The organism is Citrobacter sp. RHB36-C18 (assembly GCF_013814485.1).
Lineage (GTDB): Bacteria > Pseudomonadota > Gammaproteobacteria > Enterobacterales > Enterobacteriaceae > Citrobacter > Citrobacter braakii.
The window spans coordinates 4,672,301-4,697,312 of sequence record NZ_CP057125.1 but is presented as its reverse complement, the minus strand read 5'-3'; the positions used below and the strand labels follow the sequence as shown (position 1 = coordinate 4,697,312).

Sequence of the window (25,012 nt, the reverse complement as noted above, 5' to 3'; positions counted from 1 at the left end):
AACGTATCTGTATTGAGCCTAAGGAGCACAACCATGAAATGTAAACGTCTGAATGAAGTTATTGAACTCCTCCAGCCGGCCTGGCAGAAGGAACCCGATCTTAACCTGATGCAATTTTTACAGAAACTGGCGCAAGAGTCAGGTTTTGACGGCGAACTGGCGGATTTAACTGATGACATTCTGATCTATCACCTGAAAATGCGTGACTCGGCGAAAGACGCCGTCATCCCAGGTATTCAGAAAGATTATGAAGAAGATTTTAAAACCGCACTACTCCGCGCACGTGGCGTAATTAAAGAGTAAAAGCTTGTAATCGCCACCACCGAAAGCGCTGCGAAATGATATCCTGAATCATTCGTAGTATTTTCCGGATGATGGGATGAACGACAACGCTTTTAATTTCCAGACGCTACACCCGGATACCATCATGGATGCACTGTTTGAGCAGGGGATCCGGGTGGACTCCGGGCTTACCCCGCTTAACAGCTATGAAAACCGTGTCTATCAATTCCAGGACGAAGACCGTCGACGCTTTGTCGTTAAGTTTTATCGCCCTGAACGTTGGTCTGTCGAGCAGATCCAGGAAGAGCACCAGTTTGCTCTGGAACTGGTAAGCGATGAAGTCCCGGTAGCTGCACCGCTGGTACTAAGCGGCCAAACGCTGTTAAGCCATCAGGGTTTCCATTATGCGATCTTCCCCAGCGTCGGCGGGCGGCAGTTTGAGGCCGACAATATCGATCAGATGGAGGCGGTGGGGCGCTATCTGGGGCGTATGCATCAGACCGGATGCAAGCGTACTTTTGCCTTTCGCCCGACGATTGGCCTTGAAGAATACCTGACTGAGCCGCGTAAGCTTTTTGAACACGCACAGTTGATCCCATCAGGGCAAAAAGCGGCTTTCCTGAAGGCAACGGATGCGCTTATCGCGGTCGTTACCGAACGCTGGCATGCACGTTTTACCACGTTACGTCTGCACGGTGATTGTCATGCCGGTAATATTCTGTGGCGCGATGGTCCGATGTTTGTCGATTTAGATGATGCCCGCAATGGCCCGGCTGTTCAGGATTTATGGATGCTCCTCAATGGCGATAAAGCTGAACAACGCATGCAGCTTGAAACCATTATCGAGGCTTATGAAGAGTTTAGTGAGTTCGACACCTCTGAAATCGGACTGATAGAACCTTTACGCGCTATGCGTTTAGTTTATTATCTTGCCTGGCTAATTCGACGTTGGGCTGACCCTGCGTTTCCAAAAAACTTCCCGTGGTTAACCGGGGAAGATTACTGGCATCGTCAGACCGCGACCTTTATTGAGCAGGTAAAAATTCTGCAAGAGCCCCCCTTACAATTAACGCCAATGTATTAATCGGAGAAATTTGAACATGAAAAAATTATGGCTGGCGCTGGCTGGTATGGTTTTAGCTTTTAGCGCATCTGCAGCGCAGTTCCAGGATGGCAAACAATACATCACTCTGGAAAAGCCTGTTGCGGGAGAACCGCAAGTGTTGGAGTTCTTCTCCTTCTACTGCCCGCACTGCTATCAGTTTGAAGAAGTTCTTCACGTCTCTGATAACGTGAAGAAAAAACTGCCTGAAGGCACCAAGATGACCAAGTACCACGTCGAGTTTCTGGGGCCGTTGGGCAAAGATCTGACGCAAGCTTGGGCCGTTGCTATGGCGCTGGGCGTTGAAGATCAAGTAACCGTTCCGTTGTTTGAAGGGGTTCAGAAAACCCAGACCGTTCAGTCTGTAGCTGATATCCGTAAAGTGTTTGTCGACGCGGGTATTAAAGGTGAAGACTATGATGCGGCATGGAACAGCTTCGTGGTGAAATCACTCGTGGCGCAGCAGGAAAAAGCGGCGGCTGATTTACAGCTGCAGGGCGTTCCGGCAATGTTCGTGAATGGCAAATATCAGGTAAATCCGCAGGGCATGGATACCAGCAGCATGGATATCTTTGTACAACAGTATGCGGATACTGTGAAGTATCTGGTTGGTCAGAAGTAAAAGCAAAAGCCGGTCACTTGTGCTGACCGGCTTTTTCATATGAGGCTTTAATCGCGTCGAGCTGCGCGTCTTTCTCACTCCACAGCGTATTAAGCCATAGCTGAAACCGACGCTTGAATCCCTTATCGTTCACGTAATCACCGTGCAACTCTTCATGAATTGGCTCCAGATTTACCCGCACGACAATACGCGTTAGCTTACCGCTCAGCATATCGTAGAACGGTCGGCTGCTGTTTTCCGGATAGCACAACGTGACGTTCAACATTTTATCGAACTGTGACCCCAGTACGTTCAATGCCATCGCAATACCGGCCGCCTTTGGAGGGAGCAAGTTTTGATAAGGAGAGCGGGTTTGCTCACATTTCTCTTTGGTAAAACGTGAACCTTCGACAAAATTCACAATAGTTGTCGGGTGTACGCGAAACTTCTCGCAGGAACGACGCGTTGTTTCGACATCTTTACCGCGCCGTTCTGGATGACGGAGCAGGTAGCCTCGCGAATAGCGTTTCATAAACGGCATATCCAGCGCCCAGCAGGCCAGGCCAATAAAGGGCACCCAGGCCAGTTGTTGCTTGAGGAAATATTTATTCATGGGGATGTGCTTACGGAACAGCACGCAAAGCACAACGATGTCAGCCCAGCTGTAATGGTTACAAATGAGCAGATACCAGTTTTTCTTGCTAAGACCTTCCTGCCCCTCGACATCCCACTTCAGTCGCGGATTGAGGTGTAGCAATAGCGCCAGACCTTCACACCAGCAGTACATCATGAAATTACAGAAGACAGAAACCTTGCGCCAGACAACGGAAACGGGCAAAAGGAGTTTTACAACTCCGGCAAGGATGATCGGCACAGAACAAAAAATCGTGACCAATATGGTCAATACGATACTCAGCAACAGCGTTATCGCAGCGAGTATTCTCGTCATAATTAAATTATTCAAAAGGTTAGCCATAGATAGTGCGCTAAAGAGGCGCAAGGGGCTGATTTTATCAGAAAACGAACCAAATGATGGATCTTCCCTGAATAGAAAAAAAGGGAATATCTATCCACATCAGGATATAAGCTGTATAAATGGAATAAAATGCTACGCATTTATTTAAGCTTCTGAAATATATGTACAAAATAAGTGATGTGTTAATTTTATTGCTATATTTAAAGAGCTGAAAATTATTTATTCACAAAGTTATCCACAGTCTTCTTTGCGAGCAAAGCAGAAGATCTACAAAAGTTTTTCGACAAATGCGGCGAAAAACTCATGTTTTCATCCTGTCTGTGGCATCCTTTACCCATAATCTGATAAACAGGCACGGACATTATGGTTCAGATCCCAGAAAACCCACTTATCCTTGTAGATGGCTCCTCTTACCTGTATCGCGCATACCATGCGTTCCCGCCGCTGACTAACAGTGCAGGAGAACCTACTGGCGCGATGTATGGTGTCCTCAACATGCTGCGTAGCTTGATTCTGCAATATCAGCCGACCCATGCTGCGGTGGTATTCGACGCTAAGGGTAAAACCTTCCGTGATGAGTTATTCGAACACTACAAGTCACACCGCCCACCCATGCCGGACGATCTGCGTGCGCAGATTGAGCCTCTGCATGCGATGGTAAAAGCGATGGGGTTGCCACTGCTGGCCGTTTCGGGCGTGGAAGCAGACGATGTCATTGGTACGCTGGCGCGGGAAGCAGAGAAGGTGGGTCGTCCGGTGCTGATTAGTACCGGTGATAAAGATATGGCTCAGTTGGTGACGCCGAATATCACCCTGATCAACACCATGACCAATACGATCCTCGGCCCGGATGAAGTGGTGAATAAATATGGTGTTCCACCAGAACTGATCATCGATTTCCTGGCGCTGATGGGGGATTCCTCAGATAACATCCCTGGCGTTCCTGGCGTAGGTGAAAAAACAGCGCAGGCTCTGCTGCAGGGGCTGGGGGGGCTGGATACCCTCTATGCTGAATCAGACAAAATCGCGGGGCTGACTTTCCGTGGTGCGAAAACTATGGCGGGCAAACTTGAGCAGAATAAAGAGGTAGCGTACCTCTCTTATCAATTAGCTACCATTAAAACGGATGTTGAACTGGAGTTGACCTGCGAGCAGTTGGAAGTACGTCAGCCGGCAGCGGATGAACTGCTTGGCCTGTTTAAACAGTACGAATTCAAGCGTTGGGTTACTGACGTTGAAGCGGGTAAATGGCTACAGGCGAAAGGAACGAAGCCGGCGGCAAAACCACAGGAAACTATCGGCGTCGATGAAACGCCTGAGGGGCCGGCCACGGTTCTCTCGTATGATAACTATGTGACAATTCTGGATGAAGCGACGCTGGAAGAGTGGATTGCGAAGCTGAAAAAAGCGCCTGTCTTTGCCTTCGATACTGAAACTGACAGCCTGGACAACATCTCCGCGAATCTGGTTGGCCTGTCTTTTGCCATTGAACCGGGTGTGGCTGCATATGTTCCTGTTGCCCACGATTACCTGGACGCCCCCGATCAGATCGCTCGCGACCGCGCGCTGGCATTGCTGAAGCCGCTGCTGGAAGATGAGAACGCGCATAAAGTCGGGCAAAACCTGAAGTACGATCGCGGTATCCTGGCGAACTATGGCATCGAACTGCGTGGTATCACCTTTGACACCATGCTCGAATCCTACATTCTTAACAGCGTCGCTGGCCGACACGATATGGACAGCCTGTCGGACCGCTGGCTGAAACATAAAACCATCACCTTTGAAGAGATCGCCGGAAAGGGCAAAAACCAGCTGACCTTTAACCAGATAGCGCTGGAAGAAGCCGGACGTTATGCTGCGGAAGACGCCGACGTTACGCTACAGCTCCATCTCAAAATGTGGCCAGAATTGCAGCAGCATAAAGGACCGCTGAACGTCTTTGAAAATATCGATATGCCGCTGGTTCCTGTTTTGTCTCGCGTTGAGCGCAATGGTGTGAAAATCGATCCGGCTGTTCTGCACAAACATTCAGAAGAGCTGACGCTGCGTTTGAACGAGCTGGAGCAAAAAGCGCACGAGATCGCCGGAGAAGCGTTTAACCTCTCTTCCACCAAACAATTGCAAACTATCCTGTTTGAAAAGCAGGGTATTAAGCCGCTGAAGAAAACCCCTGGCGGCGCGCCATCAACGTCGGAAGAGGTACTGGAAGAGCTCGCGCTCGATTACCCATTGCCGAAAGTGATCCTGGAATATCGCGGCTTAGCAAAACTGAAGTCGACCTATACGGATAAGCTTCCGTTGATGATTAACAAGAAAACCGGGCGCGTTCACACCTCCTATCACCAGGCGGTGACCGCTACCGGGCGCTTATCATCTACGGATCCAAACCTGCAGAACATCCCGGTACGTAATGACGAAGGTCGTCGTATTCGTCAGGCGTTTATTGCGCCAGAAGACTACGTGATTGTCTCTGCAGACTACTCACAGATTGAACTGCGTATCATGGCGCATCTCTCGCGTGATAAAGGTCTGCTTACCGCATTTGCCGAAGGGAAAGATATTCACCGCGCAACGGCGGCGGAAGTCTTTGGCTTACCGCTGGATTCCGTGACTGGTGAACAACGCCGCAGCGCGAAAGCCATCAACTTCGGTCTGATCTACGGGATGAGTGCCTTTGGTTTGGCGCGCCAGTTGAATATTCCACGTAAAGAAGCACAGAAATACATGGACCTCTACTTCGAACGCTACCCTGGCGTGCTGGAATATATGGAACGCACCCGTGCACAGGCAAAAGAGCAAGGTTATGTCGAAACGCTGGAAGGGCGTCGTCTCTATTTACCGGATATTAAATCCAGTAATGGCGCTCGTCGCGCTGGTGCAGAGCGCGCGGCAATTAACGCCCCGATGCAGGGTACTGCCGCAGACATTATCAAACGCGCCATGATTGCGGTGGACGGATGGCTGCAAACCGAGCAACCACGTGTGCGCATGATCATGCAGGTACACGATGAACTGGTGTTTGAAGTGCATAAAGATGACCTCGAAAGCGTCTCTAAAAAGATCCATCAACTGATGGAAAACGAGACCCAGATTGATGTGCCGTTGCTGGTGGAAGTCGGTAGTGGCGAAAACTGGGATCAGGCGCATTAAGGGTTTACTGAATAACGCCCCTTTTTCGTAACTAAGCAACATAAGATAGAACTTTTTGTGATGTCCATTAGAATTCCCTATGTAAGGAATGAAAAAAAATTACAAAAAGTGCTTTCTGAGCTGCTCAAAAAAGAGTAAAGTTATTCACGTAGGGTACAGAGGTAAGATGTTCTATCTTTCAGACCTTTTACTTCACGTAATCGGATTTGGCTGAATATTTTAGCCGCCCCAGTCAGTAATGACTGGGGCGTTTTTTATTGTGCGAAAGAAAAGTTTCGTACAGGCTGTAGGCCGGATAAGACGCGCAACGGCGCTATCCGGCATATCGGTGAGTTATTCCCCGTCCTGCATCTCTTCAATCGGCGCCAGTTCACTAAACCAGCTATCCAGCTTCTGCCGAAGTTTGTCCACGCCCAGTTTTTTCAGTGATGAAAATGCTTCTACCTGTACATCACCGTTAAATGCCAGTACGGCTTCACGTACCATATTCAACTGGGCTTTGCGCGCACCGCTGGCCAGCTTGTCTGCTTTAGTCAGCAGTACCAGAACCTGCACGTTGCTCTCAACCGCCCACAAGATCATCTGCTGGTCGAGGTCTTTTAGCGGGTGACGAATATCCATCAATACCACCAGACCTTGCAGGCTCTGACGTTTTTCCAGATATTCAGCCAGCGCGCGCTGCCATTTGCGCTTCATCTCTTCCGGAACTTCGGCATAACCGTATCCTGGCAAATCGACCAGGCGTTTGCCGTCAACGACTTCAAACAAGTTGATGAGCTGAGTACGACCCGGCGTTTTAGATGTACGCGCCAGACTCTTTTGATTCGTCAGGGTATTTAGCGCACTGGATTTGCCTGCGTTGGAACGGCCAGCAAAAGCCACTTCGATACCGGTATCGGAAGGTAAGTGGCGAATATCAGGCGCACTCATCACAAAGTGCGTCTGTTGATAATTCAAGTTAGTCAAAGCAGTCCTCTCCATCAATCAGGGCTTTGCAGCGATTATACCTGAACCCCAGCAAAAGGCTGGTTTTTCGACGCGTAGGCTATGTAAGTAAAAACCTCGCACTTTGTGAGACATTGCCGATAGTTTCTATACGAGATGACAGAGTAAAAAATGACGTAACTAAAATAAATCATATAGTTAAGATAAGGCACTATTCTTAAAGTCCGAAATTGTTACCCAGGTTACTTGTACGTTTAAGCCAAAGCGGTAAAGTAGCGCCCATAGCGAGGAAGCTGACAGGATAGTCGACTCAGGATGAGGGTCAGGAGCGCCAGGAGGCGAAGACACAGGATTGTCAGGGAGACAAACGTCTGGAGACGTTAGTAAAAGGAAATGGAAACAACACGGAATGTTTCAGGCTAAGGGAAAAACAGGGTGTGTTGATAGCCAACAGGGATTGTAGAGCCCGTAAGGGTTGAGAGTCAGGAAAAAAGGCGACAGATTACTCTGTCGCCTTTTTTCTTTATTTCTGCTAGATTCCGGCGCAATTATATACTGAATAAAACAGCCAAAGACGAATCATGATGAAACCAACTTCTACACCACGCGGTAAAGGTCCTGCAAAAGCGCGTCGTAAAACACGCGAAGAAATTAATCAGGAAGCTCGCGACCGTAAGCGCCAGAAAAAACACCGTGGTCATGCGGCGGGTAGCCGTGCGTCCGGTAGCGAAGGCGCATCTGGTGGCGGAAACCAAAATAAGCAAAAAGATCCTCGTATTGGCAGCAAAAACCCCATTCCATTGGGCGTGACCGAAAAAGTCACCAAACAGCACAAACCGAAGAGTGAGAAACCTATGCTTTCACCACAGGCTGAGTTGGATTTACTGGAAACGGATGAGCGCCTGGATGCGCTGCTGGAGCGTCTTGAAGCAGGAGAAACCCTGAGCGCGGAAGATCAGACCTGGGTTGATGCCAAGCTGGACCGCATCGATGAGCTGATGCAAAAGCTGGGTCTTTCTTACGATGACGAGGAAGAAGAGGAAGAGGAAGAAAAGCAGGAAGACATGATGCGTCTGCTGAAAGGCGGCAACTAACGGTTTTACACCGTGGGTCTTCCCGTCCTGCTTATAACCCTTCCGGTTATATGTTATCTGGTGTGGTTATTCGTTAAACTACAGCGGTTGTCGCGGCGACAGAAGTGGCTGCGCAACCGGCTTATCACCCGCACTGGGGTTAAGCCGGTACGCCGTACCCGCCAGAGACGCCATCGGAAGGAGTGAGCATGTCAGAGCAGTTAATAGACTGGGACCTGGCCCTGATCCAGAAATATAACTATTCCGGGCCACGATATACCTCGTACCCGACCGCGCTGGAGTTTTCTGAAGACTACGGCACAGAAGCATTTCTAAAGGCCGTGGCGCGTTATCCTGAGCGTCCGCTCTCGCTGTACGTTCACATCCCGTTCTGCCACAAACTGTGCTACTTCTGTGGCTGCAACAAGATTGTGACTCGCCAGCAGCATAAAGCAGATCAATATCTCGATGCCCTGGAACAAGAAATTATCCATCGCGCACCGCTGTTCGCCGGACGCCATGTCAGCCAGCTGCACTGGGGCGGCGGCACGCCAACGTATCTGAATAAAGCGCAAATCAGCCGTTTGATGTCACTGCTGCGTGGCAATTTCAACTTTAACGACGATGCCGAAATCTCGATCGAAGTGGATCCGCGTGAAATCGAGCTGGATGTCCTTGATCATTTACGCGCTGAAGGTTTTAACCGTTTGAGCATGGGAGTGCAGGACTTCAACAAAGAAGTCCAGCGCCTGGTGAACCGTGAGCAGGATGAGGAGTTTATCTTTGCGCTGCTGAATCATGCGCGGGAGATTGGCTTTACCTCAACGAATATCGATCTGATTTATGGCCTGCCAAAACAGACGCCAGAGAGCTTCGCCTTTACCCTGAAACGCGTGGCTGAGCTGAATCCAGACCGTCTGAGCGTCTTTAACTACGCGCACCTGCCGACGCTGTTTGCTGCCCAGCGCAAGATTAAAGATGCCGACCTGCCCAGCGCGCAGCAGAAGCTGGATATCCTGCAGGAGACCATCTCTTCACTGACCGAAACTGGCTATCAGTTCATTGGCATGGATCACTTTGCCCGCCCGGATGACGAACTGGCCATTGCTCAACGCGAGGGCGTTTTGCATCGCAATTTCCAGGGCTATACCACCCAGGGGGATACCGATCTGCTGGGGATGGGCGTATCGGCCATCAGTATGATTGGCGACAACTACGCGCAGAATCAGAAAGAGTTGAAGCACTATTACCAGCAGGTAGACGAGCAGGGGAATGCGCTGTGGCGCGGAATTGCCCTGACCCGCGACGACTGCATTCGTCGGGATGTTATTAAGCTCCTGATCTGCAATTTCCGCCTCGACTATGCCGCCGTGGAACAACAATGGGATCTGAACTTCGCTGACTATTTTGCCGAAGACCTGAAGCTGCTGGCACCGCTGGCGAAAGATGGGCTGGTGGATGTGGATGAGAAGGGGATTCAGGTTACGCCGAAGGGGCGTCTGCTGATTCGTAATATTTGCATGTGCTTCGATGCATATCTGCGCCAGAAAGCGCGTTTGCAGCAGTTCTCGCGCGTTATTTAGCCGGGTTGCCCGGTGGCGCTTCGCTTACCGGGCCTACGAAATCTCAATACGTAGGTCGGGTAAGCGAAGCGCCACCCGACAAACCCGCTAGCTGAACAGCCCAACCAGCGCCGCACACAGCACGGCGGCAACCGCAGTTTGTGGCGTATGGCTTTCAACCGCACCGCTCGATAGCAGATTTATCATTGATTCCAGCATGATGACTTCCCCCCGTTTGCCGGGCACGATCATACTTAACTCATCGGAACAGTAAAGCGCAAAATAGCAGCAATTTGCGCTCAATTATCAATCTTTACACAGTGACCGATCGTCACTCCATTCCGAGTTCTTTTAACTTACGCGTCAAGGTATTACGGCCCCAACCGAGCAGCCGTGCCGCTTCCTGTTTATGCCCCTGGGTATGACGTAGCGCGGTGGTCAGCAGCGTGCGCTCCATCTCCGGTTGAGCCTCTGAAAGCAGGTTTTGATGACCGGAACGTAATGCCCGATCCGCCCACTGTGCCAACAGGGTTGCCCAACTGTCTGGCTGCATATGGGACGGTGCGTCAGGCACGGTGGTTTCAAACAGTTCGGTCGGTAAGTCCTGAATGAGTACTTCCTGTCCGGCGGCCATTACGGTTAACCAGCGACAGGTATTCTCAAGCTGACGCACGTTTCCCGGCCATGACAGACGGGTGAGCGCCGCCTCGGTTTCAGTGTGTAATTGCTTGGCTTCTACTCCCAGTTCGCGGGCGGCCTCTTGCAGGAAATGACGCGCCAGGCGTGGGATATCTTCCCGACGTTCGCGCAGTGGCGGCAGATGCACCCGGATGACGTTCAGGCGATGGAATAAGTCCTCACGGAATTTGCCTTCCTGCACCCGCAGTTCCAGGTTCTGGTGCGTAGCGGCGATAATACGTACGTCCACCTTCACAGGCGCATAACCGCCAACGCGGTAAAACTGTCCATCGGCTAATACGCGCAATAAACGCGTCTGCACGTCCAGCGGCATATCGCCAATTTCATCGAGGAACAGCGTGCCGCCGTCTGCCTGTTCAAAGCGCCCCTGACGAATCGTATTCGCCCCGGTAAACGCCCCTTTTTCATGGCCAAACAGCTCAGACTCGATCAAATCTTTCGGAATAGCAGCCATGTTCAGCGCGATAAACGGTGCTTTGACGCGCGGACTATGACGGTGCAACGCATGGGCGACCAGCTCTTTACCGGTCCCGGACTCTCCGTTAATCAATACGCTGATTGAAGAACGGGACAGGCGACCAATAATGCGAAAGACGTCTTGCATTGCCGGTGCTTCGCCGATGATGTCGGTTGTTGGGCCGTTGATTTGAATATTACGCGGCTGCTGCTGTTCCTGATAATGGCTGATGGCGCGTTCGACCAGCGCCACGGCTTCATCAATATCAAAAGGTTTGGGCAGATAATCAAACGCCCCTTGCTGGTAGGCGCTGACGGCAGCATCCAGATCGGAGTGTGCGGTCATTATGATGACCGGAAGCATCGGATGCCGTTGTTTGATCTGTTTTAACAGCGTCAGGCCGTCCATGCCCGGCATGCGGATATCCGACAGCAGTACGTCCGGCGTTTTGCTGGCCAGCGCGTCCAGTACCTCTTTACCACTCTCAAATGTAGTGCAGCTTAGTCCTGCCCCTGCGAGCGCACGTTCAAGCACCCAACGGATGGAACTATCGTCATCAACTACCCAGACTATTCCTCGTTGCATAAACGTCACCTTTATTTCCTGATAGGCAGGTAAACCGAGAACTCGGTATGACCCGGCCAACTGGTAAATTCAATTTTGCCGGAATGTTGATCAATCAAATTACGGGCGATGGATAATCCAAGGCCGGTACCGCCTTCGCGACCGCTGACCATTGGGTAGAACAGCGTGTCCTGCAAATGCGAGGGAATTCCCGGACCGTTATCCTCAACATCAATCCGCGCCGCCAGACGATAACGCATACCGTGCAGCGTGAGCTGAAACGCGGTGCGGGTACGCAGAATAATCTCGCCGCCTTCCGGTCCCAGCGCCTGCAAAGCATTGCGCACGATGTTCAGCAAAACCTGCTCGATCTGGTCCGGGTCGTGCAGTAATTCAGGCAGACTTGGGTCGTAATCACGAATCAGCGTGACGTTTTCCGGCAGCTCCATCGAGACCAGCGCCACCACGCGCTCCGCCACTTTGTGGATACTTTCTGTGACGTGCATTCCCGGCTGTTGTGGTCCCAGCAGACGGTCGACCAGATTACGCAGGCGGTCGGCCTGCTCAATAATGACTTTGGTATATTCGGTCAGCGCCGGGTCCGGAAGCGCTTTACTGAGCAGTTGCGCCGCGCCGCGTAATCCACCCAGCGGGTTTTTAATTTCGTGCGCCAGGCCGCGCACCAGATCGCGGGCAGCAATCTGCTGGGCGTGCTGGAGCTGTTCCTGGCTCAGACGGCGCTGGTTATCCATTGGCGCCATCTCCAGCAGGATAAGGCCATCAGGCAGCCTCTGAGCGGTCACAGAGAGGATGTGTGAGTGGCTATCTATCACCAGCGTCACTTCGTTATCCGTAAAGCCCTGGCCTGCTTCCAGGCTCTCTCGCATCAGCCCGATGTTTAAGGAGAAATAACTCAACAGATCCGGAAGTGGGGTACCAAACAGTTTGCGGGAGCTTTGGGCGAGAAGCTGTTGTGCCGCCGGGTTGGCGTAATGTACCGCCAGCTCATCGTCGACGAGTAAGATGCTGTTGATTAAAGAATTGAGGATCTGCCCAGCATCGGGCAGCGTGCCGGTTGCCATTCAGCAGTCTCCTGAAAAGTGTTGCACCAATTTAGTGCATTATAGCTTTTTACATCAAAAAAGCGCGAGGAAGCAGGTTGTTAGTGGAGAAAAAAGCCCATCCTGGGATGGGCTAAAAGTTCCACGGCAACTTAAAGACTCTATATTTTTCTTGCTACAGCCGCGTGGGTCGCAACAAGAAATCTACGGAGTATTGGTACTAATTAAACGCTGTAGTACAGCTCAAACTCTACCGGGTGCGGAGTCATGCGCACGCGGTCATCTTCTTCGCGACGCAGCGTAATGTACGCATCGATCGCTTCATTGGTGAACACGCCGCCTGCAGTCAGGAACTCACGGTCCAGATCCAGTTCTTTCAGTGCTTCTTCCAGAGAACCTGCAACCTGTGGGATCTCTTTCGCTTCTTCCGGCGGCAGGTCGTACAGGTTTTTGTCCATGGCTTCGCCTGGGTGGATCTTGTTCTTAATACCGTCAAGGCCAGCCATCAGCAGTGCTGCGAAGCACAGGTACGGGTTAGCAGCCGGGTCCGGGAAACGCACTTCGATACGACGCGCTTTCGGAGAAGCCACTACCGGAATACGGATAGAAGCAGAACGGTTACGGGCAGAGTAAGCCAGCATTACCGGCGCTTCGTAGCCTGGGACCAGACGCTTGTAAGAGTTGGTGGTTGGGTTAGCCAGGGCGTTGATCGCTTTAGCGTGTTTGATTACGCCGCCGATGTAGAACAGCGCCTGCTCAGACAGACCCGCATATTTGTCGCCAGAGAACAGGTTTACGCCGTTCTTGGACAGAGACATGTGGCAGTGCATACCGGAACCGTTATCGCCAAACATAGGTTTTGGCATAAAGGTCGCGGTTTTACCGAAACGGTGAGCGACGTTGTGAACCACATATTTGTAGATCTGAATTTCGTCCGCTTTTTTGGTCATGGTGTTAAAGCGGGTCGCGATTTCGTTCTGACCTGCGGTCGCCACTTCGTGGTGATGCGCTTCAACAACCAGGCCCATTTCTTCCATGATCAGACACATGGTAGAACGGATGTCCTGAGAAGAATCTACCGGAGGAACTGGGAAGTAACCGCCTTTCACGCCAGGACGGTGACCTTTGTTACCACCTTCGTATTTGGTGGAGGAGTTCCATGCGCCTTCGATGTCATCGATAGCCACGTGGGAACCGGAAATGGACGCGCCGAAACGGATGTCGTCAAACAGGAAAAACTCTGGCTCAGGCCCGAACAGAACGGTGTCTGCGATGCCGGTAGAACGCAGATACTCTTCAGCGCGTTTAGCGATGGAGCGCGGGTCGCGGTCGTAGCCCTGCAGCGTACCTGGTTCCAGGATATCGCAACGGATGATCAGGGTGGACTCTTCATAGAACGGGTCGATAAGTGCAGTAGACGCATCTGGCATCAGAACCATGTCTGATTCGTTAATGCCTTTCCAGCCACCGATTGAGGAGCCGTCAAACATTTTGCCTTCTTCAAAGAATTCGGCATTTACCTGATGAGCAGGAATAGTGACGTGCTGTTCTTTACCTTTGGTATCAGTGAAGCGTAAATCAACAAACTTCACTTCGTGTTCGTTCAGCATCGTCAAAACGTGTTCAGCGGACATACTTACTCTCCCGGATTGGTCATGGTCGTCGTGGTAACGAAGTCTTCAATTCTGCAAAAAATTGGCCGTGTCGCCGTAAAAAATATAAAGCGAAATCTGTGCCAACTTTTAAATTGCCCCTAAAAGGCGTTATCATGCGCACTATCGTGCAAAGGGGCTGCACCATGAAGGTTGTATTGCACCATTATAGTGCTTTAATGTGAACATTAAGCACCATATTGGTGCAAAGCATGTCAGATTACCCCTTTTAACGCTCCGTGAATGTGATCACAAAGAAACTCTGCAATACTTGTTTGCGGAGGATGTTTGTGATCCTGTTTTGTACTGCGATTAATCCGTGTACAATAACGCGCTATTTCTAAAATGCCTGAGGCAAAGTTGTGATCGAAAATTTGCGTAACATCGCCATCATCGCGCACGTAGACCATGGTAAAACGACCCTGGTAGACAAGCTGCTCCAACAATCCGGTACGTTCGATGCACGTGCTGAAACCCAAGAGCGCGTGATGGACTCCAACGATTTGGAGAAAGAGCGTGGGATTACCATCCTCGCTAAAAACACCGCTATCAAATGGAATGACTACCGTATCAACATCGTTGATACCCCAGGGCACGCCGACTTCGGTGGTGAAGTTGAACGTGTAATGTCCATGGTCGACTCCGTGCTGCTGGTGGTGGATGCAATGGATGGTCCGATGCCGCAGACGCGCTTCGTGACCAAAAAAGCCTTTGCCCATGGCCTGAAGCCAATTGTTGTTATCAACAAAGTTGACCGCCCTGGCGCGCGTCCTGACTGGGTTGTTGATCAGGTATTTGACCTGTTCGTTAACCTCGACGCTACCGACGAGCAGCTGGACTTCCCGATCGTTTACGCTTCCGCGCTGAACGGTATCGCAGGTCTGGATCACGAAGATATGGCTGAAGACATGACTCCGCTGTATCAGACCATCGTTGATCGTGTTCCGGCTCCAAGCGTAGACCTTGATGGCCCGCTGCAGATGCAAATCTCTCAGCTGGACTACAACAACTACGTTGGCGTAATCGGCATCGGCCGTATCAAACGCGGTAAAGTTAAACCGAACCAGCAGATCACTATCATTGATAGCGAAGGCAAAACCCGTAACGGTAAAGTCGGTAAAGTTCTGACCCATCTGGGTCTGGAACGTATCGAGAGTGATATTGCCGAAGCGGGCGATATCATCGCGATCACCGGTCTGGGTGAACTGAACATCTCCGACACCATCTGCGACCCGCAGAACGTCGAAGCGCTGCCGGCTCTGTCCGTTGATGAACCGACCGTAACCATGTTCTTCTGCGTAAACACCTCCCCGTTCTGTGGTAAAGAAGGTAAATATGTTACCTCTCGTCAGATCCTTGACCGCCTGAACAAAGAGCTGGTGCACAACGTTGCGCTGCGCGTCGAAGAAACCGAAGATGCGGATGCGTTCCGTGTATCTGGTCGTGGTGAGCTGCACCTGTCTGTTCTGATCGAGAACATGCGTCGTGAAGGTTTCGAAATGGCGGTTTCCCGTCCGAAAGTAATCTTCCGCGAAATCGACGGCCGTAAACAAGAGCCGTTCGAAAACGTAACGCTGGACGTCGAAGAGCAACATCAGGGTTCTGTCATGCAGGCTCTGGGTGAGCGTAAAGGCGACCTGAAAAACATGAATCCAGATGGCAAAGGCCGCGTACGTCTTGACTACGTGATCCCAAGCCGTGGTCTGATCGGCTTCCGTTCAGAATTCATGACCATGACTTCCGGTACCGGTCTGCTGTACTCCACCTTCAGCCACTACGACGATGTTCGTGCGGGTGATGTGGGTCAGCGTCAGAACGGCGTACTGATCTCCAACGGCCAGGGTAAAGCAGTTGCGTTCGCACTGTTCAGCCTGCAGGACCGCGGTAAGCTGTTCCTGGGTCACGGTGCTGAAGTTTACGAAGGCCAGATCATCGGTATTCACAGCCGCTCTAACGACCTGACTGTAAACTGCCTGACCGGTAAGAAACTGACCAACATGCGTGCGTCCGGTACTGACGAAGCAACGGTTCTGGTTCCGCCGGTTAAGATGACTCTGGAGCAGGCTCTGGAATTCATCGATGACGACGAACTGGTAGAAGTTACCCCAACCTCTATCCGTATCCGTAAGCGTCACCTGACTGAAAACGATCGTCGCCGTGCAATGCGTGGCGCGAAAGAAGAGTAATTAACGCTCTTTCTCAGGTAAGCATAAAAAAGCCGCTGATTTCAGCGGCTTTTTTTATCTAAAAGATCAGGTTGTTTCCTGCTCTGCAATGACTAGCTCAATATTTTCTAAATCAAGCAATTGCTTGAATGAATTTGGTGGTTGGGAATCGGTAAAAAATGCCCGAATTTTACGCATATTACCGATGGATACAGCGGCTGAGGCGGTAAACTTAGTATGATCAGCAACTAACAGCGTATTACGTGCATGCTTAATCATCGTTTTGGCGACAAGCGCTTCGTTAACGTCAAATTCCAATAGTGTGCCGTCTTCCTCAATGGCACCAATACTGGTAATCAAATAGTCGGCTCTGAATCCTTCAATAAAGTTCACTGCTCCTGGACCAACAATACCGCCATTATGAGCACGTAACGTTCCACCGGGCACCATGACCTCAAGATCATGATTCTTATATAAGATCTGCGCAACACGAAGACTGTTAGTAATTATGCGTAGGTCCCGGCGGTTCAGCAAAGCTCGTGCGACGGCTTCTACCGTAGTACCAATGGTAATAAAAACCGTGCAGCGTTCAGGAAGATAATCAGCAACAGCCTCCGCTATCGCTTCTTTTTCCTGAATGAGGGACAACTCTCGCTGTTCGAAGGCGGTATTCATGATGCTGGATACACGTCCGGCTCCACCATGGTGTCGGGTGATCAGACCCTGTTCACTCAACTTACGAATATCTCGGCGCACGGTTTGTGTGGAAACATCCAGCAATTGTGCGAGCTCTTCAATATTCATATAGCCGCGTTCTGAAATGTAATGAACAAGTTGATCGTGACGCGGATTACCGGTGACTTCAATGATGCTCATGAATACTCCTGGACCTCTTCCCCGTAATTGTCGGCTATTTTACGCATAAAGTGACAAAAATGATTCGGTTTGCGCACGATTAGGAATTCCGGCTCGTCCGCCTGCCTGAGTGCATTTCATCGCCGCCACAGCACTTGCGAAACGGATAGCTTGATCAGTAGACATTTTCTCTGCGAGAGCTGCCGCCATAGCACCGTGGAAAACATCGCCTGCCCCAGTTGTATCCACAACATTGACAGAAAATGCAGTTTGTTGGCACGTTTGCCCATTTTCAATCCATAGTGATCCTTCACTACCAAGCGTAACGTACACTTTACCATTGGTATGCTTAGAGGCCAGTTTAAGTGCCAGTTGTGCATCATTCTGCCCTGTCATTCTCTTCAGACCTGGGGTTGAAAAAACTGCATGGTCGGCAAGTGCTACCAATGGGGTTATGTCTTGTGGAGTCATATCGGCATCCAGCAGTGTTGGGACACCTGCGGCACGTGCCAGCTCGAAGGATTTCAACGTCCCTTCATGCCAACGTACATCGGCCAGAACGATGTCATATCGAGAAAAATCAATCGACTCCAACCACTGAGCATCTGTACCAAGATCTGGGCTTGGATAGTTCACGATGATGCGTTCTCCGTGCTGATCGACCAATATTGCGGACTGAGATGAACGGGAATTCGGGTATTGCCGACAAAACTCGGTATTAACCCCCCAGACCTGAAGTTCGTTAAGCAAAGTATTCCCGCAACTGTCATCGCCTACGCGACCTATAAAATCAACGTCAATACCGAGCCGGGCAATGGCGACAGCCGCTGTTGCGGCTGGGCCGCCACCTGTTTCAAGGTATTGATTAGATTGATATTTACCCCCGCCATTGGGCAGGTCGTTTAAAGAATAAATACGGTCCTGAACGGTGATTCCAATACAAGCAATTCTGGTCATATTTGTTTATTCCTGTGTGATCTTGTCTTCTTTTGTTCATTTTAATGACATAAATGATCAAATTAGTGACATGTGTCTTGTTTTTAGTCATAAATTACAAATATGCTCAAAAACAGACGAAAACGAATTTTTAATTGTAATTATTTTGTCAACCTGAGACAGGAGAGCATTCATGACAACCGTTGCATTTTTGGGCTTGGGCCAGATGGGCAGCCCAATGGCTAATAATCTATTGCAAAAGGGACATGCTTTGCGTGTGTTCGACGTAAACCAACAGGCAGTCAATGAATTAGTACAAAAAGGTGCGACTGCTGCTCAAACCCCTGCTGAAGCCGCTAAAGATGCTGAATTCATTATCACTATGCTGCCAAATGGCGACATCGTTCGGCAAGTTCTGCTGGGTAAAGATGGCGTCAGCGAAGGCCTGTCCCCCAATGCATTGGTTATTGACATGTCCACGATTCATCCATTGCAGACCGATGCATTGATTCATGAGATGAGAGAGAAAGGCATCAGCATGATGGATGCCCCCGTGGGCAGAACGTCAGTTAACGCGATTGACGGCACGCTGCTGATTCTTGCTGGTGGAACGCCTGAACAGGTTGAACGCGCTCGCCCTGTGCTGATGTGTATGGGAAATGAACTGGTGGAAGCTGGCGGTCCCGGTATGGGGATCCGTGTAAAGCTCATCAATAACTATATGAGTATTGCGCTGAACGCCTTGTCAGCGGAAGCCGCTGTACTTTGCGAATCATTGGGTTTGAGCCTTGATGTGGCCATTAAGGTCATGAGCGGTACTGCCGCAGGTAAGGGGCACTTTACGACAACCTGGCCTGGCAAGGTACTTAAAGGAGATCTTTCTCCGGCATTCATGGTGGACCTCGCGTTGAAAGACCTGCGTATTGCCGTCGATGTCGCTAGTCAGATCGGTGCGCCGCTCAATATGGGCATTGCAGCAGAAACCTATTACACCCGTGCCAGCGAGAACGGTCGAGGCCGTCAGGACTGGAGTGCGTTGTTATCTCAGGTTCGTCAGCAGGCTGGCCGACCAGATTCATTATAAATTTTAAATAGTTACAGGAGTTATTATGTCTTCCCACAATACCTCATACACGCTGAAAGATATTTCTCGCCCTGGCGGTGGATTTGCCATGCTGGCCGTTGATCAGCGTGAAGCAATGCGCCTGATGTTTGCAGCGTCTGGATATCCTAAACCGGTTGCCGACAGCGTATTGACTGATTTTAAAGTTGCAGCAACACAAATTCTGTCTCCCTACGCTTCAGCGGTTCTGGCAGATAAACAATTTTGTCTCGATCAGATTGTCTCTCAAGGTGCAGTCGCTGATTCATGTGGACTGATTGTGGCGGCTGACCATTTTGTTCCGGGTAATGGTATTCCAGTTGATAGTGTCGAAATTGATAGAGCGATTGATCCGCATAAAGCCCGCGAAATGGGTGCGAAAGCCATGAAGTTGTTGGTGCTGTGGCGTGAAGATGAACCTGCAGAAGAACGTTTGGCTATGGTGGCTGAGTTTGTTCAACGCTGCCGTAGCGCAGGGTTGGTCAGCATCATTGAGCCGGTTGTCCGACCTCCTCGTCGTGGTTGGGAATTTGACCGGGAAAGCGCCATCGTTGCCGCAGCGGCTGAACTCGGCTGCACCGATGCTGACCTCTATAAAGCTGAAATGCCATTAGGCGGCAAAGGTGATGAACAGACCCTACTTGCTGCGTGTCAAAAGTTGCATGAACAAATGAAAATGCCGTGGGTCATTCTCTCTTCTGGTGTTGATGCGGATATTTTTGGCCGCGCGGTCCGTATCGCCATGAAGGGGGGAGCTTCCGGATTCCTGGCAGGGCGTGCCGTTTGGGCATCGGTTGTTGGTGCTCAAGATCCGCAAACAATGTTGCGTGATGTGTCGGTTCCACGCTTACAACGCCTGGCAGAAATCGTCGATGAAGGGATTTCTCAGCGTTAATCACCCATTTTAACGAATCTGGAGAAGAACCATGGATAAGATTACCCAAGTTCTATTTTCTGATATTGGGAAGGTGACCACCCAATATGTTGAGCTGCCGCACCAGGAACTTAAACCGCAAGAAGTCCGCATTGCTCCGGTGTTTTACGGAATATGTGGCTCTGATCTGCATGTACTGAAGGGAGGGCACCCATTTGCAAAACCTCCGGTTGTGCCTGGACATGAAATTGCGGCACGCGTAACTGAAGTGGGCAGTGAAGTGACGAATGTTAAGCTGGGCGATCATGTCGTAGTCGACCCAATAATGGCCTGCATGGAGTGCCGTGCTTGTAAAGCGGGTCGCTTTAATCTGTGTGAGCCGCCACAGGTTGCTGGCTTTCGGGCGCCGGGTTTTGCCCGCTCGCAGCACATTGTACCTGCACGAAACTGCCATGTTGCACCTGCTTCGTTACCACTAAAAGCACTGGCTTTCGCTGAGCCCGCAGCCTGCGCGCGTCATTGCGTGAGCCGTATGCCGAAAGCGTCATTGGAAAGTGTACTAGTGATTGGTGCAGGGACAATTGGCTTATCCATCGTTCAAGCATTGCGCATCATGGGCGCGGGAAAGATCACCGTCATCGAACCTGATGCCGCTAAGCGCGCGTTGTCGTTAAAGCTAGGTGCCACGGAAGTCTGGGCTCCGGGGGAATTGGATGCACAGGTCCGTTTTACGGGGGCAATTGATGTTGTTGCTGCCCAGACCACGCTGAATGATGCATTTACCCACGTTTATGCTGGCGGAACGGTAGTGTGCATGGGGGTACCGAGTGGCCCACGTGAAATTCCTCTTCCGATGATGCAGCGCTTCGAACGCGATTTGTTGAATTCCGGCATGTATATTCCGGAAGACTTCGATGCCGTGATTGAATGGCTTGCGGATGGGCGGTTTGACACCAGCGAACTGGTGACCGATCTCTTCCCTGTCGAAGATGCGGATAAGGCGTTTGAACGTGCGCAGCAAAATGACTCTATAAAAGTCATGCTGCAATTTGCTGAGGTTTGATGCTGTAACCCTCTGTCTGGCGCTGCTTAAGGGTAGCGCCATCCTACAACAATGAAAAAGGATGCTGCGATGAGTCACATCACCAGTCCTACACCTTACTCGATCGGTCGTCCCCAGGACGTGATTGATATTGTTAATAAACATTCAGCAGTAAACACCAGTGTCGGCGTCATTTTTATCGCTCTTGGCGGCATTCTAATTGATGCCTATCAGGCGGCGATGGTGGGGTTTGGTAATAAATATATTGCATTGCAATTTGGTATTTCGCCGGGGCTAGCGGCGACGGTTAACGCCTCTGTTTTAGTTGCCGCTCTGATTGGTGGATTGCTGGCGAACCGTGTGATTAACCGCTTTGGTCAAAAGCGTGCATTTATCATCGGAATGGGCCTGTGCACAATAGGTGCCGCAGCTGTCGCGATAGCCCCGAACATCTGGTGGGTGCTGGTGTGTCGCGTAATCATGGGATTTGGCTTGGGTATTGATTTCCCGCTGGCAACAAATGCGGTGGCAGAACTACGCGGCTCAACATCTAAGAAAACCGGTTCATCGGTTAATCTCTGGCAAATGGCCTGGTATGTATCAACTACGGTCGTCTATCTTGTGCTGCTTCCACTGCTGTTGTCGGGTATCGCAGAAGAGCAATTATGGCGCTATGGTATTTTCATTGGTGCTATTTTTGCCATCATTATCATGATCCTACGCTATTTCTTCATTGGCGAATCCGCAATGTGGGCCGCACGAGTCGGACGTTATGATAAAGCCTGCGATATTCTGGCTAAACGCTATGGTGTTCATGCTCGCGTTGCTGCCAAGTCAAAAAGCGATGATATTTCTGCTGAAAAAACAGAAAGTAAGTTTCATGGCGGGTATGGGATTTTATTTAACTCACGTTATCGCAAACGTACCATTCTCGGCTGCGTTGTGGCGACGATGCAAGCCTGGCAATACAACGCCGTGGGCGTTTATTTACCGCTGACTTTGGCGGGAATACTGAGCGGTGGATTAACCGGGGCACTTAGCGGTTCTGCGGTAGTGAATGCCCTGTGTGGCATTACAGGTGGATTGATTGGTTCACTTATCCTCCAGCGTTTGGGAACTCGCCTTCAGTCGATGTATGGTTTCGCCGTCGTAACGGTTGCATTACTTGCTTTAGGTGCATTAGCAACCACCAACCCATGGCTTTCTTTAGGTTTGTTGGGCGCGATCATTTTCTTCCATTCAGCGGGCCCGGGCGGCCTGGGAATGACCATTGCCACACTTTCTTATCCGCCATCTATTCGCCCGACAGGCGTAGGATTTGCTCGTGCAATTATGCGTACTGGGGCGATTGCCGGACTTATTTTCTGGCCAATGTTGTGGGGTGCATTAAAGACAGAAGCGTTCTATTGGCTGGCAATTGTTCCTTTTCTCGGCTTCTTGACATGCGTGTTGATTAAGTGGGAACCACTTGGTGCAAACGTTGACGCTGAAGACGCTGAGGTACTGGCTGAGCTGGATAAATAACAAGCAAGCGCGTCGCAACATGTCGACGCGCTTTTTCGTATATCCGCTGCTTTTTTAGTGATTTTATTGCGCAGATTTCTCGCCGACCCGGAGAGGAAAAGTATGGCTGAAATAGAACATGTACCAGGGAAAGAGCTATCCGGCAAAGCCATGAGACGCGTTGTCATGGGCAGTTTCGCTGGCGCGTTGATGGAATGGTACGATTTTTTTATTTTCGGAACGGCAGCAGGGCTAGTCTTTGCTCCCCTGTTTTTCCCTGATAGCGATCCTTTTATTGGTTTAATCGCCGCATTCGCGACCTTTGGTGTGGGTTTTCTATCACGTCCGCTAGGGGGCATTGTTTTTGGCCATTTTGGCGATAAAGTCGGTCGCAAAATAACGTTGATTTGGACGTTAGCGATAGTTGGTTCCTCAACGTTTTTAATCGGCTTCATACCAACATACAAGGACATTGGTATCTGGGCCCCGATTATATTGATGGTTCTTCGTCTGGTGCAGGGGTTCGGTCTGGGTGGGGAATATGGCGGGGCTGCATTGATGACTATTGAATCTGCGCCTGAGGCGAAGCGCGGGTTTTTAGGTTCGCTCCCACAAACTGCAGCCTCGGTTGGGATTATGCTGGCGACAGGGGTGTTTGCATTATGCAATCACTTCCTGACCCAGGAAGAGTTTCTGGCCTGGGGATGGCGTATCCCTTTTTGGCTCTCTGCCATCATGTTAATTGTTGGGATGTTCATACGGTTACATACTGAAGAAACACTGGATTTTAAAAAACAAAAAACGGCTGTCTCACAGGAACAATCAGCACCACCGTTGATTGAACTTTTCCGTAAGCATCCGCGTAACATTCTGTTGGCGCTAGGGGCCAGGCTGGCAGAGAGCGTTTCGTCAAACATCATTAATGCCTTTGGTATTGTCTATATTTCCAGCCAGTTGGCATTATCAAGGGATATTCCACTCAACGGCATGCTAATCGCCTCAGCAATTGGCATTGTATGTTGTCCATTAATTGGTTGGATCTCTGACCGCGTTGGGCAACGGAAGATGTATTTATTTGGCGCTGGTTTTTGCATCCTTTTTGCATTCCCATTCTTCCTGCTGCTGGATACGAAAAGCACACTTATCATCTGGTGCTGCATGATTCTTGGCTATAACCTGGGGCCAACGATGATGTTTGCAGTACAGCCCACCTTATTTACTCGTATGTTCGGAACACGAGTGCGTTATACGGGTCTTTCATTTGCCTATCAGTTCTCCGCAATTCTGGGTGGGTTAAGCCCGCTAATTGCCTCCAGCTTGTTGGCGCTGGGAGGCGGGAAACCGTGGTATGTAGCACTGTTTCTGTTTGTTATCTCAATACTTTCATTCATTTGCGTCTGGCTTATTGAGCCACATTCAGACAATAAAAATGACGCTAATAACATTTAACTTCTTACCGAAATATCAGAGAGCAATAACATGAACAATGAATTGAATACTGAGCATTATCAAGCATTACAGCGTGCTTTTGATGCCGCCTGGCCGGGACCGATCGGTCAACCTATTTTGCTGGAAAAAGGACATTTACGTCTGCAAGTTTTTCCGCGTGATGGTGCCAGAATCACCTCGCTACAGGCATTTGGTTTTGAAGTGTTACGTCAATGGGAGCCACAGCGTAAAGCATTTCAGTATGGCTGCTTTCCTATGGTTCCTTGGGCAGGCCGCCTTGGCGATGCAACGTTGACAGTGGGGGAGAAACAGTACGTATTACCTGCTAACAAACCGCCTCATGCTCTACATGGTATGGCCTGTTATTCATCATGGGAAATTGTCGAACATAAAGCGGATACCTTGAAACTGCGCATGACACTGGGCGCTCCATGGCCATGGCAAGGAGAGGTCCTGCAAACGCTGACCATTGAAGACGATGCGCTAATTCTACGCTTAGAAATTCATACTTTGTCTGAAACATTCCCTGCATCAGCTGGATGGCACCCTTGGTTTGCAAAACGACTCGACCAGCAGAATGAACAAGAACAATTACAGGTACTTTTTGATGCTGATTGGCAGGAAGAGGCTGGAAACAATGAGCTACCAACCGGTAAAAAAATCCCTCCACAATCAGGTCCGTGGGATGACTGCTTTGGTTTTAATAACGGTCTCAATGTCAGATTACAGTGGCCTGGTAAGCTGAGTATGACAATGACATCGAGTGCGCAAAGTCTGGTTGTCTTTGATAAACAGCCCGATGCAACTTGTGCCAATCCGCTTACTCAGGCGCCAAATGCGATAAATAGGACACCGCAGTTTGTCAGTGCAGGTCTTCCGTTGGTGATTGAGTCACGCTGGCAATTTGCACAGGAATTCTGATGGCTTAGCCAATAATCCCAACAGGGACGCATAGTCAAACC

22 protein-coding genes and 1 pseudogene are annotated in these 25,012 nt (G+C 50.3%); 15 read left to right on the top strand and 8 right to left on the bottom strand.

Features of this window, described 5'->3' with window-relative positions:
* Positions 1-33: 33 nt before the first annotated feature.
* From HVZ52_RS22215 to dsbA, 3 genes are all read left to right on the top strand, one after another.
* Positions 34-303, top strand: coding sequence for a YihD family protein (locus HVZ52_RS22215; RefSeq protein ID WP_003028616.1), 270 nt, complete (start codon positions 34-36; stop codon positions 301-303).
* A gap of 76 nt (positions 304-379) precedes the next feature.
* Complete coding sequence (locus tag HVZ52_RS22210) at positions 380-1,366, top strand: serine/threonine protein kinase (RefSeq protein WP_181598707.1); 987 nt, start codon at positions 380-382, stop codon at positions 1,364-1,366.
* A 16-nt stretch (positions 1,367-1,382) separates the two neighbouring features.
* On the top strand, positions 1,383-2,006 hold the full coding sequence (gene dsbA / locus HVZ52_RS22205) for a thiol:disulfide interchange protein DsbA (RefSeq protein ID WP_016155156.1): 624 nt from the start codon (positions 1,383-1,385) through the stop codon (positions 2,004-2,006).
* Positions 2,007-2,019: 13 nt separating this feature from the next.
* Here the strand turns inward: dsbA and HVZ52_RS22200 are convergent, their stop codons facing one another.
* On the bottom strand, positions 2,020-2,880 hold the full coding sequence (locus tag HVZ52_RS22200) for an acyltransferase (protein ID WP_249417964.1): 861 nt from the start codon (positions 2,878-2,880) through the stop codon (positions 2,020-2,022).
* Between HVZ52_RS22200 and HVZ52_RS23110 the strand changes: the two genes are divergently transcribed.
* Positions 2,774-3,109, top strand: a complete 336-nt coding sequence (locus tag HVZ52_RS23110; RefSeq protein ID WP_239006939.1) for a hypothetical protein — start codon at positions 2,774-2,776, stop codon at positions 3,107-3,109. The genes HVZ52_RS22200 and HVZ52_RS23110 overlap by 107 nt on opposite strands.
* Positions 3,110-3,324: 215 nt before the next feature.
* Positions 3,325-6,111: a DNA polymerase I gene (gene polA / locus HVZ52_RS22195; RefSeq protein ID WP_181598705.1), complete on the top strand. Its 2,787-nt coding sequence runs from the start codon at positions 3,325-3,327 to the stop codon at positions 6,109-6,111.
* A gap of 333 nt (positions 6,112-6,444) precedes the next feature.
* Here the strand turns inward: polA and yihA are convergent, their stop codons facing one another.
* On the bottom strand, positions 6,445-7,077 hold the full coding sequence (gene yihA, locus HVZ52_RS22190; RefSeq protein WP_005121851.1) for a ribosome biogenesis GTP-binding protein YihA/YsxC: 633 nt from the start codon (positions 7,075-7,077) through the stop codon (positions 6,445-6,447).
* A gap of 209 nt (positions 7,078-7,286) precedes the next feature.
* On the opposite strand from yihA, the pseudogene HVZ52_RS22185 reads away from it, so the two are divergent.
* The 3 genes and pseudogenes from HVZ52_RS22185 to hemN all read left to right on the top strand — a co-directional run bounded on the left by HVZ52_RS22185 (position 7,287) and on the right by hemN (position 9,712).
* Positions 7,287-7,535: pseudogene (locus HVZ52_RS22185) on the top strand (hypothetical protein).
* Positions 7,536-7,640: 105 nt separating this feature from the next.
* Complete coding sequence (gene yihI, locus HVZ52_RS22180) at positions 7,641-8,150, top strand: Der GTPase-activating protein YihI (RefSeq protein ID WP_019077947.1); 510 nt, start codon at positions 7,641-7,643, stop codon at positions 8,148-8,150.
* A gap of 188 nt (positions 8,151-8,338) precedes the next feature.
* Positions 8,339-9,712: an oxygen-independent coproporphyrinogen III oxidase gene (gene hemN / locus HVZ52_RS22175; RefSeq protein ID WP_016157864.1), complete on the top strand. Its 1,374-nt coding sequence runs from the start codon at positions 8,339-8,341 to the stop codon at positions 9,710-9,712.
* A gap of 87 nt (positions 9,713-9,799) precedes the next feature.
* Here the strand turns inward: hemN and HVZ52_RS22170 are convergent, their stop codons facing one another.
* The 4 genes from HVZ52_RS22170 to glnA all read right to left on the bottom strand — a co-directional run bounded on the left by HVZ52_RS22170 (position 9,800) and on the right by glnA (position 14,106).
* A complete protein-coding gene (locus HVZ52_RS22170; protein ID WP_003028631.1) occupies positions 9,800-9,910 on the bottom strand; it encodes a YshB family small membrane protein in 111 nt (36 codons plus the stop codon).
* A 112-nt stretch (positions 9,911-10,022) separates the two neighbouring features.
* Positions 10,023-11,432 (bottom strand): nitrogen regulation protein NR(I), encoded by a 1,410-nt coding sequence (gene glnG, locus HVZ52_RS22165; RefSeq protein ID WP_047357802.1) that lies wholly within the window; start codon positions 11,430-11,432, stop codon positions 10,023-10,025.
* Positions 11,433-11,443: 11 nt separating this feature from the next.
* Entirely contained in the window at positions 11,444-12,493 is a 1,050-nt protein-coding gene (gene glnL, locus HVZ52_RS22160) for a nitrogen regulation protein NR(II) (protein ID WP_016155163.1), read from the bottom strand.
* Between the two features lie 203 nt (positions 12,494-12,696).
* Positions 12,697-14,106 carry a glutamate--ammonia ligase gene (glnA, locus tag HVZ52_RS22155; protein WP_003028638.1) on the bottom strand — a complete coding sequence of 470 codons (1,410 nt, stop codon included), beginning with the start codon at positions 14,104-14,106 and terminating at the stop codon, positions 12,697-12,699.
* Between the two features lie 380 nt (positions 14,107-14,486).
* Here glnA and typA point away from each other — a divergent pair, with 380 nt between their 5' ends.
* On the top strand, positions 14,487-16,310 hold the full coding sequence (gene typA, locus HVZ52_RS22150) for a ribosome-dependent GTPase TypA (protein ID WP_008786988.1): 1,824 nt from the start codon (positions 14,487-14,489) through the stop codon (positions 16,308-16,310).
* Positions 16,311-16,376: 66 nt separating this feature from the next.
* Here the strand turns inward: typA and HVZ52_RS22145 are convergent, their stop codons facing one another.
* The gene (locus tag HVZ52_RS22145) at positions 16,377-17,165 is read right to left on the bottom strand and encodes a DeoR/GlpR family DNA-binding transcription regulator (protein ID WP_181598704.1); all 789 of its coding nucleotides are present in this window, start codon (positions 17,163-17,165) and stop codon (positions 16,377-16,379) included.
* A 39-nt stretch (positions 17,166-17,204) separates the two neighbouring features.
* Positions 17,205-18,101 (bottom strand): sugar kinase, encoded by an 897-nt coding sequence (locus HVZ52_RS22140; RefSeq protein WP_016157866.1) that lies wholly within the window; start codon positions 18,099-18,101, stop codon positions 17,205-17,207.
* Between the two features lie 172 nt (positions 18,102-18,273).
* Between HVZ52_RS22140 and yihU the strand changes: the two genes are divergently transcribed.
* The 6 genes from yihU (at position 18,274) to HVZ52_RS22110 (ending at position 24,971) form a co-directional block, all read left to right on the top strand.
* Positions 18,274-19,164: a sulfolactaldehyde 3-reductase gene (yihU, locus tag HVZ52_RS22135; RefSeq protein ID WP_131405483.1), complete on the top strand. Its 891-nt coding sequence runs from the start codon at positions 18,274-18,276 to the stop codon at positions 19,162-19,164.
* Positions 19,165-19,189: 25 nt separating this feature from the next.
* On the top strand, positions 19,190-20,077 hold the full coding sequence (locus tag HVZ52_RS22130) for an aldolase (RefSeq protein WP_181598703.1): 888 nt from the start codon (positions 19,190-19,192) through the stop codon (positions 20,075-20,077).
* Positions 20,078-20,108: 31 nt separating this feature from the next.
* Positions 20,109-21,119, top strand: a complete 1,011-nt coding sequence (locus HVZ52_RS22125; RefSeq protein ID WP_016157869.1) for an alcohol dehydrogenase catalytic domain-containing protein — start codon at positions 20,109-20,111, stop codon at positions 21,117-21,119.
* Between the two features lie 69 nt (positions 21,120-21,188).
* A complete protein-coding gene (locus HVZ52_RS22120; RefSeq protein ID WP_049041375.1) occupies positions 21,189-22,622 on the top strand; it encodes an MFS transporter in 1,434 nt (477 codons plus the stop codon).
* 102 nt (positions 22,623-22,724) lie between these two features.
* Positions 22,725-24,050, top strand: a complete 1,326-nt coding sequence (locus tag HVZ52_RS22115) for an MFS transporter (protein ID WP_016157871.1) — start codon at positions 22,725-22,727, stop codon at positions 24,048-24,050.
* A gap of 30 nt (positions 24,051-24,080) precedes the next feature.
* Positions 24,081-24,971, top strand: a complete 891-nt coding sequence (locus HVZ52_RS22110; RefSeq protein WP_181546578.1) for an aldose 1-epimerase — start codon at positions 24,081-24,083, stop codon at positions 24,969-24,971.
* Positions 24,972-25,012 lie beyond the last annotated feature (41 nt).

Coding starts and splice junctions, on each gene's coding strand:
- dsbA (WP_016155156.1), top strand. CDS start 1,383: ATGAAAAAATTATGGCTGGCGCTGGCTGGTATGGTTTTAGCTTTTAGC.
- yihU (WP_131405483.1), top strand. CDS start 18,274: ATGACAACCGTTGCATTTTTGGGCTTGGGCCAGATGGGCAGCCCAATG.
- polA (WP_181598705.1), top strand. CDS start 3,325: ATGGTTCAGATCCCAGAAAACCCACTTATCCTTGTAGATGGCTCCTCT.
- HVZ52_RS22145 (WP_181598704.1), bottom strand. CDS start 17,165: ATGAGCATCATTGAAGTCACCGGTAATCCGCGTCACGATCAACTTGTT.
- HVZ52_RS22210 (WP_181598707.1), top strand. CDS start 380: ATGAACGACAACGCTTTTAATTTCCAGACGCTACACCCGGATACCATC.
- HVZ52_RS22125 (WP_016157869.1), top strand. CDS start 20,109: ATGGATAAGATTACCCAAGTTCTATTTTCTGATATTGGGAAGGTGACC.
- HVZ52_RS22215 (WP_003028616.1), top strand. CDS start 34: ATGAAATGTAAACGTCTGAATGAAGTTATTGAACTCCTCCAGCCGGCC.
- HVZ52_RS22115 (WP_016157871.1), top strand. CDS start 22,725: ATGGCTGAAATAGAACATGTACCAGGGAAAGAGCTATCCGGCAAAGCC.
- hemN (WP_016157864.1), top strand. CDS start 8,339: ATGTCAGAGCAGTTAATAGACTGGGACCTGGCCCTGATCCAGAAATAT.
- glnG (WP_047357802.1), bottom strand. CDS start 11,432: ATGCAACGAGGAATAGTCTGGGTAGTTGATGACGATAGTTCCATCCGT.
- HVZ52_RS22170 (WP_003028631.1), bottom strand. CDS start 9,910: ATGCTGGAATCAATGATAAATCTGCTATCGAGCGGTGCGGTTGAAAGC.
- yihI (WP_019077947.1), top strand. CDS start 7,641: ATGAAACCAACTTCTACACCACGCGGTAAAGGTCCTGCAAAAGCGCGT.
- glnL (WP_016155163.1), bottom strand. CDS start 12,493: ATGGCAACCGGCACGCTGCCCGATGCTGGGCAGATCCTCAATTCTTTA.
- HVZ52_RS22140 (WP_016157866.1), bottom strand. CDS start 18,101: ATGACCAGAATTGCTTGTATTGGAATCACCGTTCAGGACCGTATTTAT.
- HVZ52_RS22120 (WP_049041375.1), top strand. CDS start 21,189: ATGAGTCACATCACCAGTCCTACACCTTACTCGATCGGTCGTCCCCAG.
- HVZ52_RS22130 (WP_181598703.1), top strand. CDS start 19,190: ATGTCTTCCCACAATACCTCATACACGCTGAAAGATATTTCTCGCCCT.
- glnA (WP_003028638.1), bottom strand. CDS start 14,106: ATGTCCGCTGAACACGTTTTGACGATGCTGAACGAACACGAAGTGAAG.
- HVZ52_RS22110 (WP_181546578.1), top strand. CDS start 24,081: ATGAACAATGAATTGAATACTGAGCATTATCAAGCATTACAGCGTGCT.
- HVZ52_RS23110 (WP_239006939.1), top strand. CDS start 2,774: ATGAAATTACAGAAGACAGAAACCTTGCGCCAGACAACGGAAACGGGC.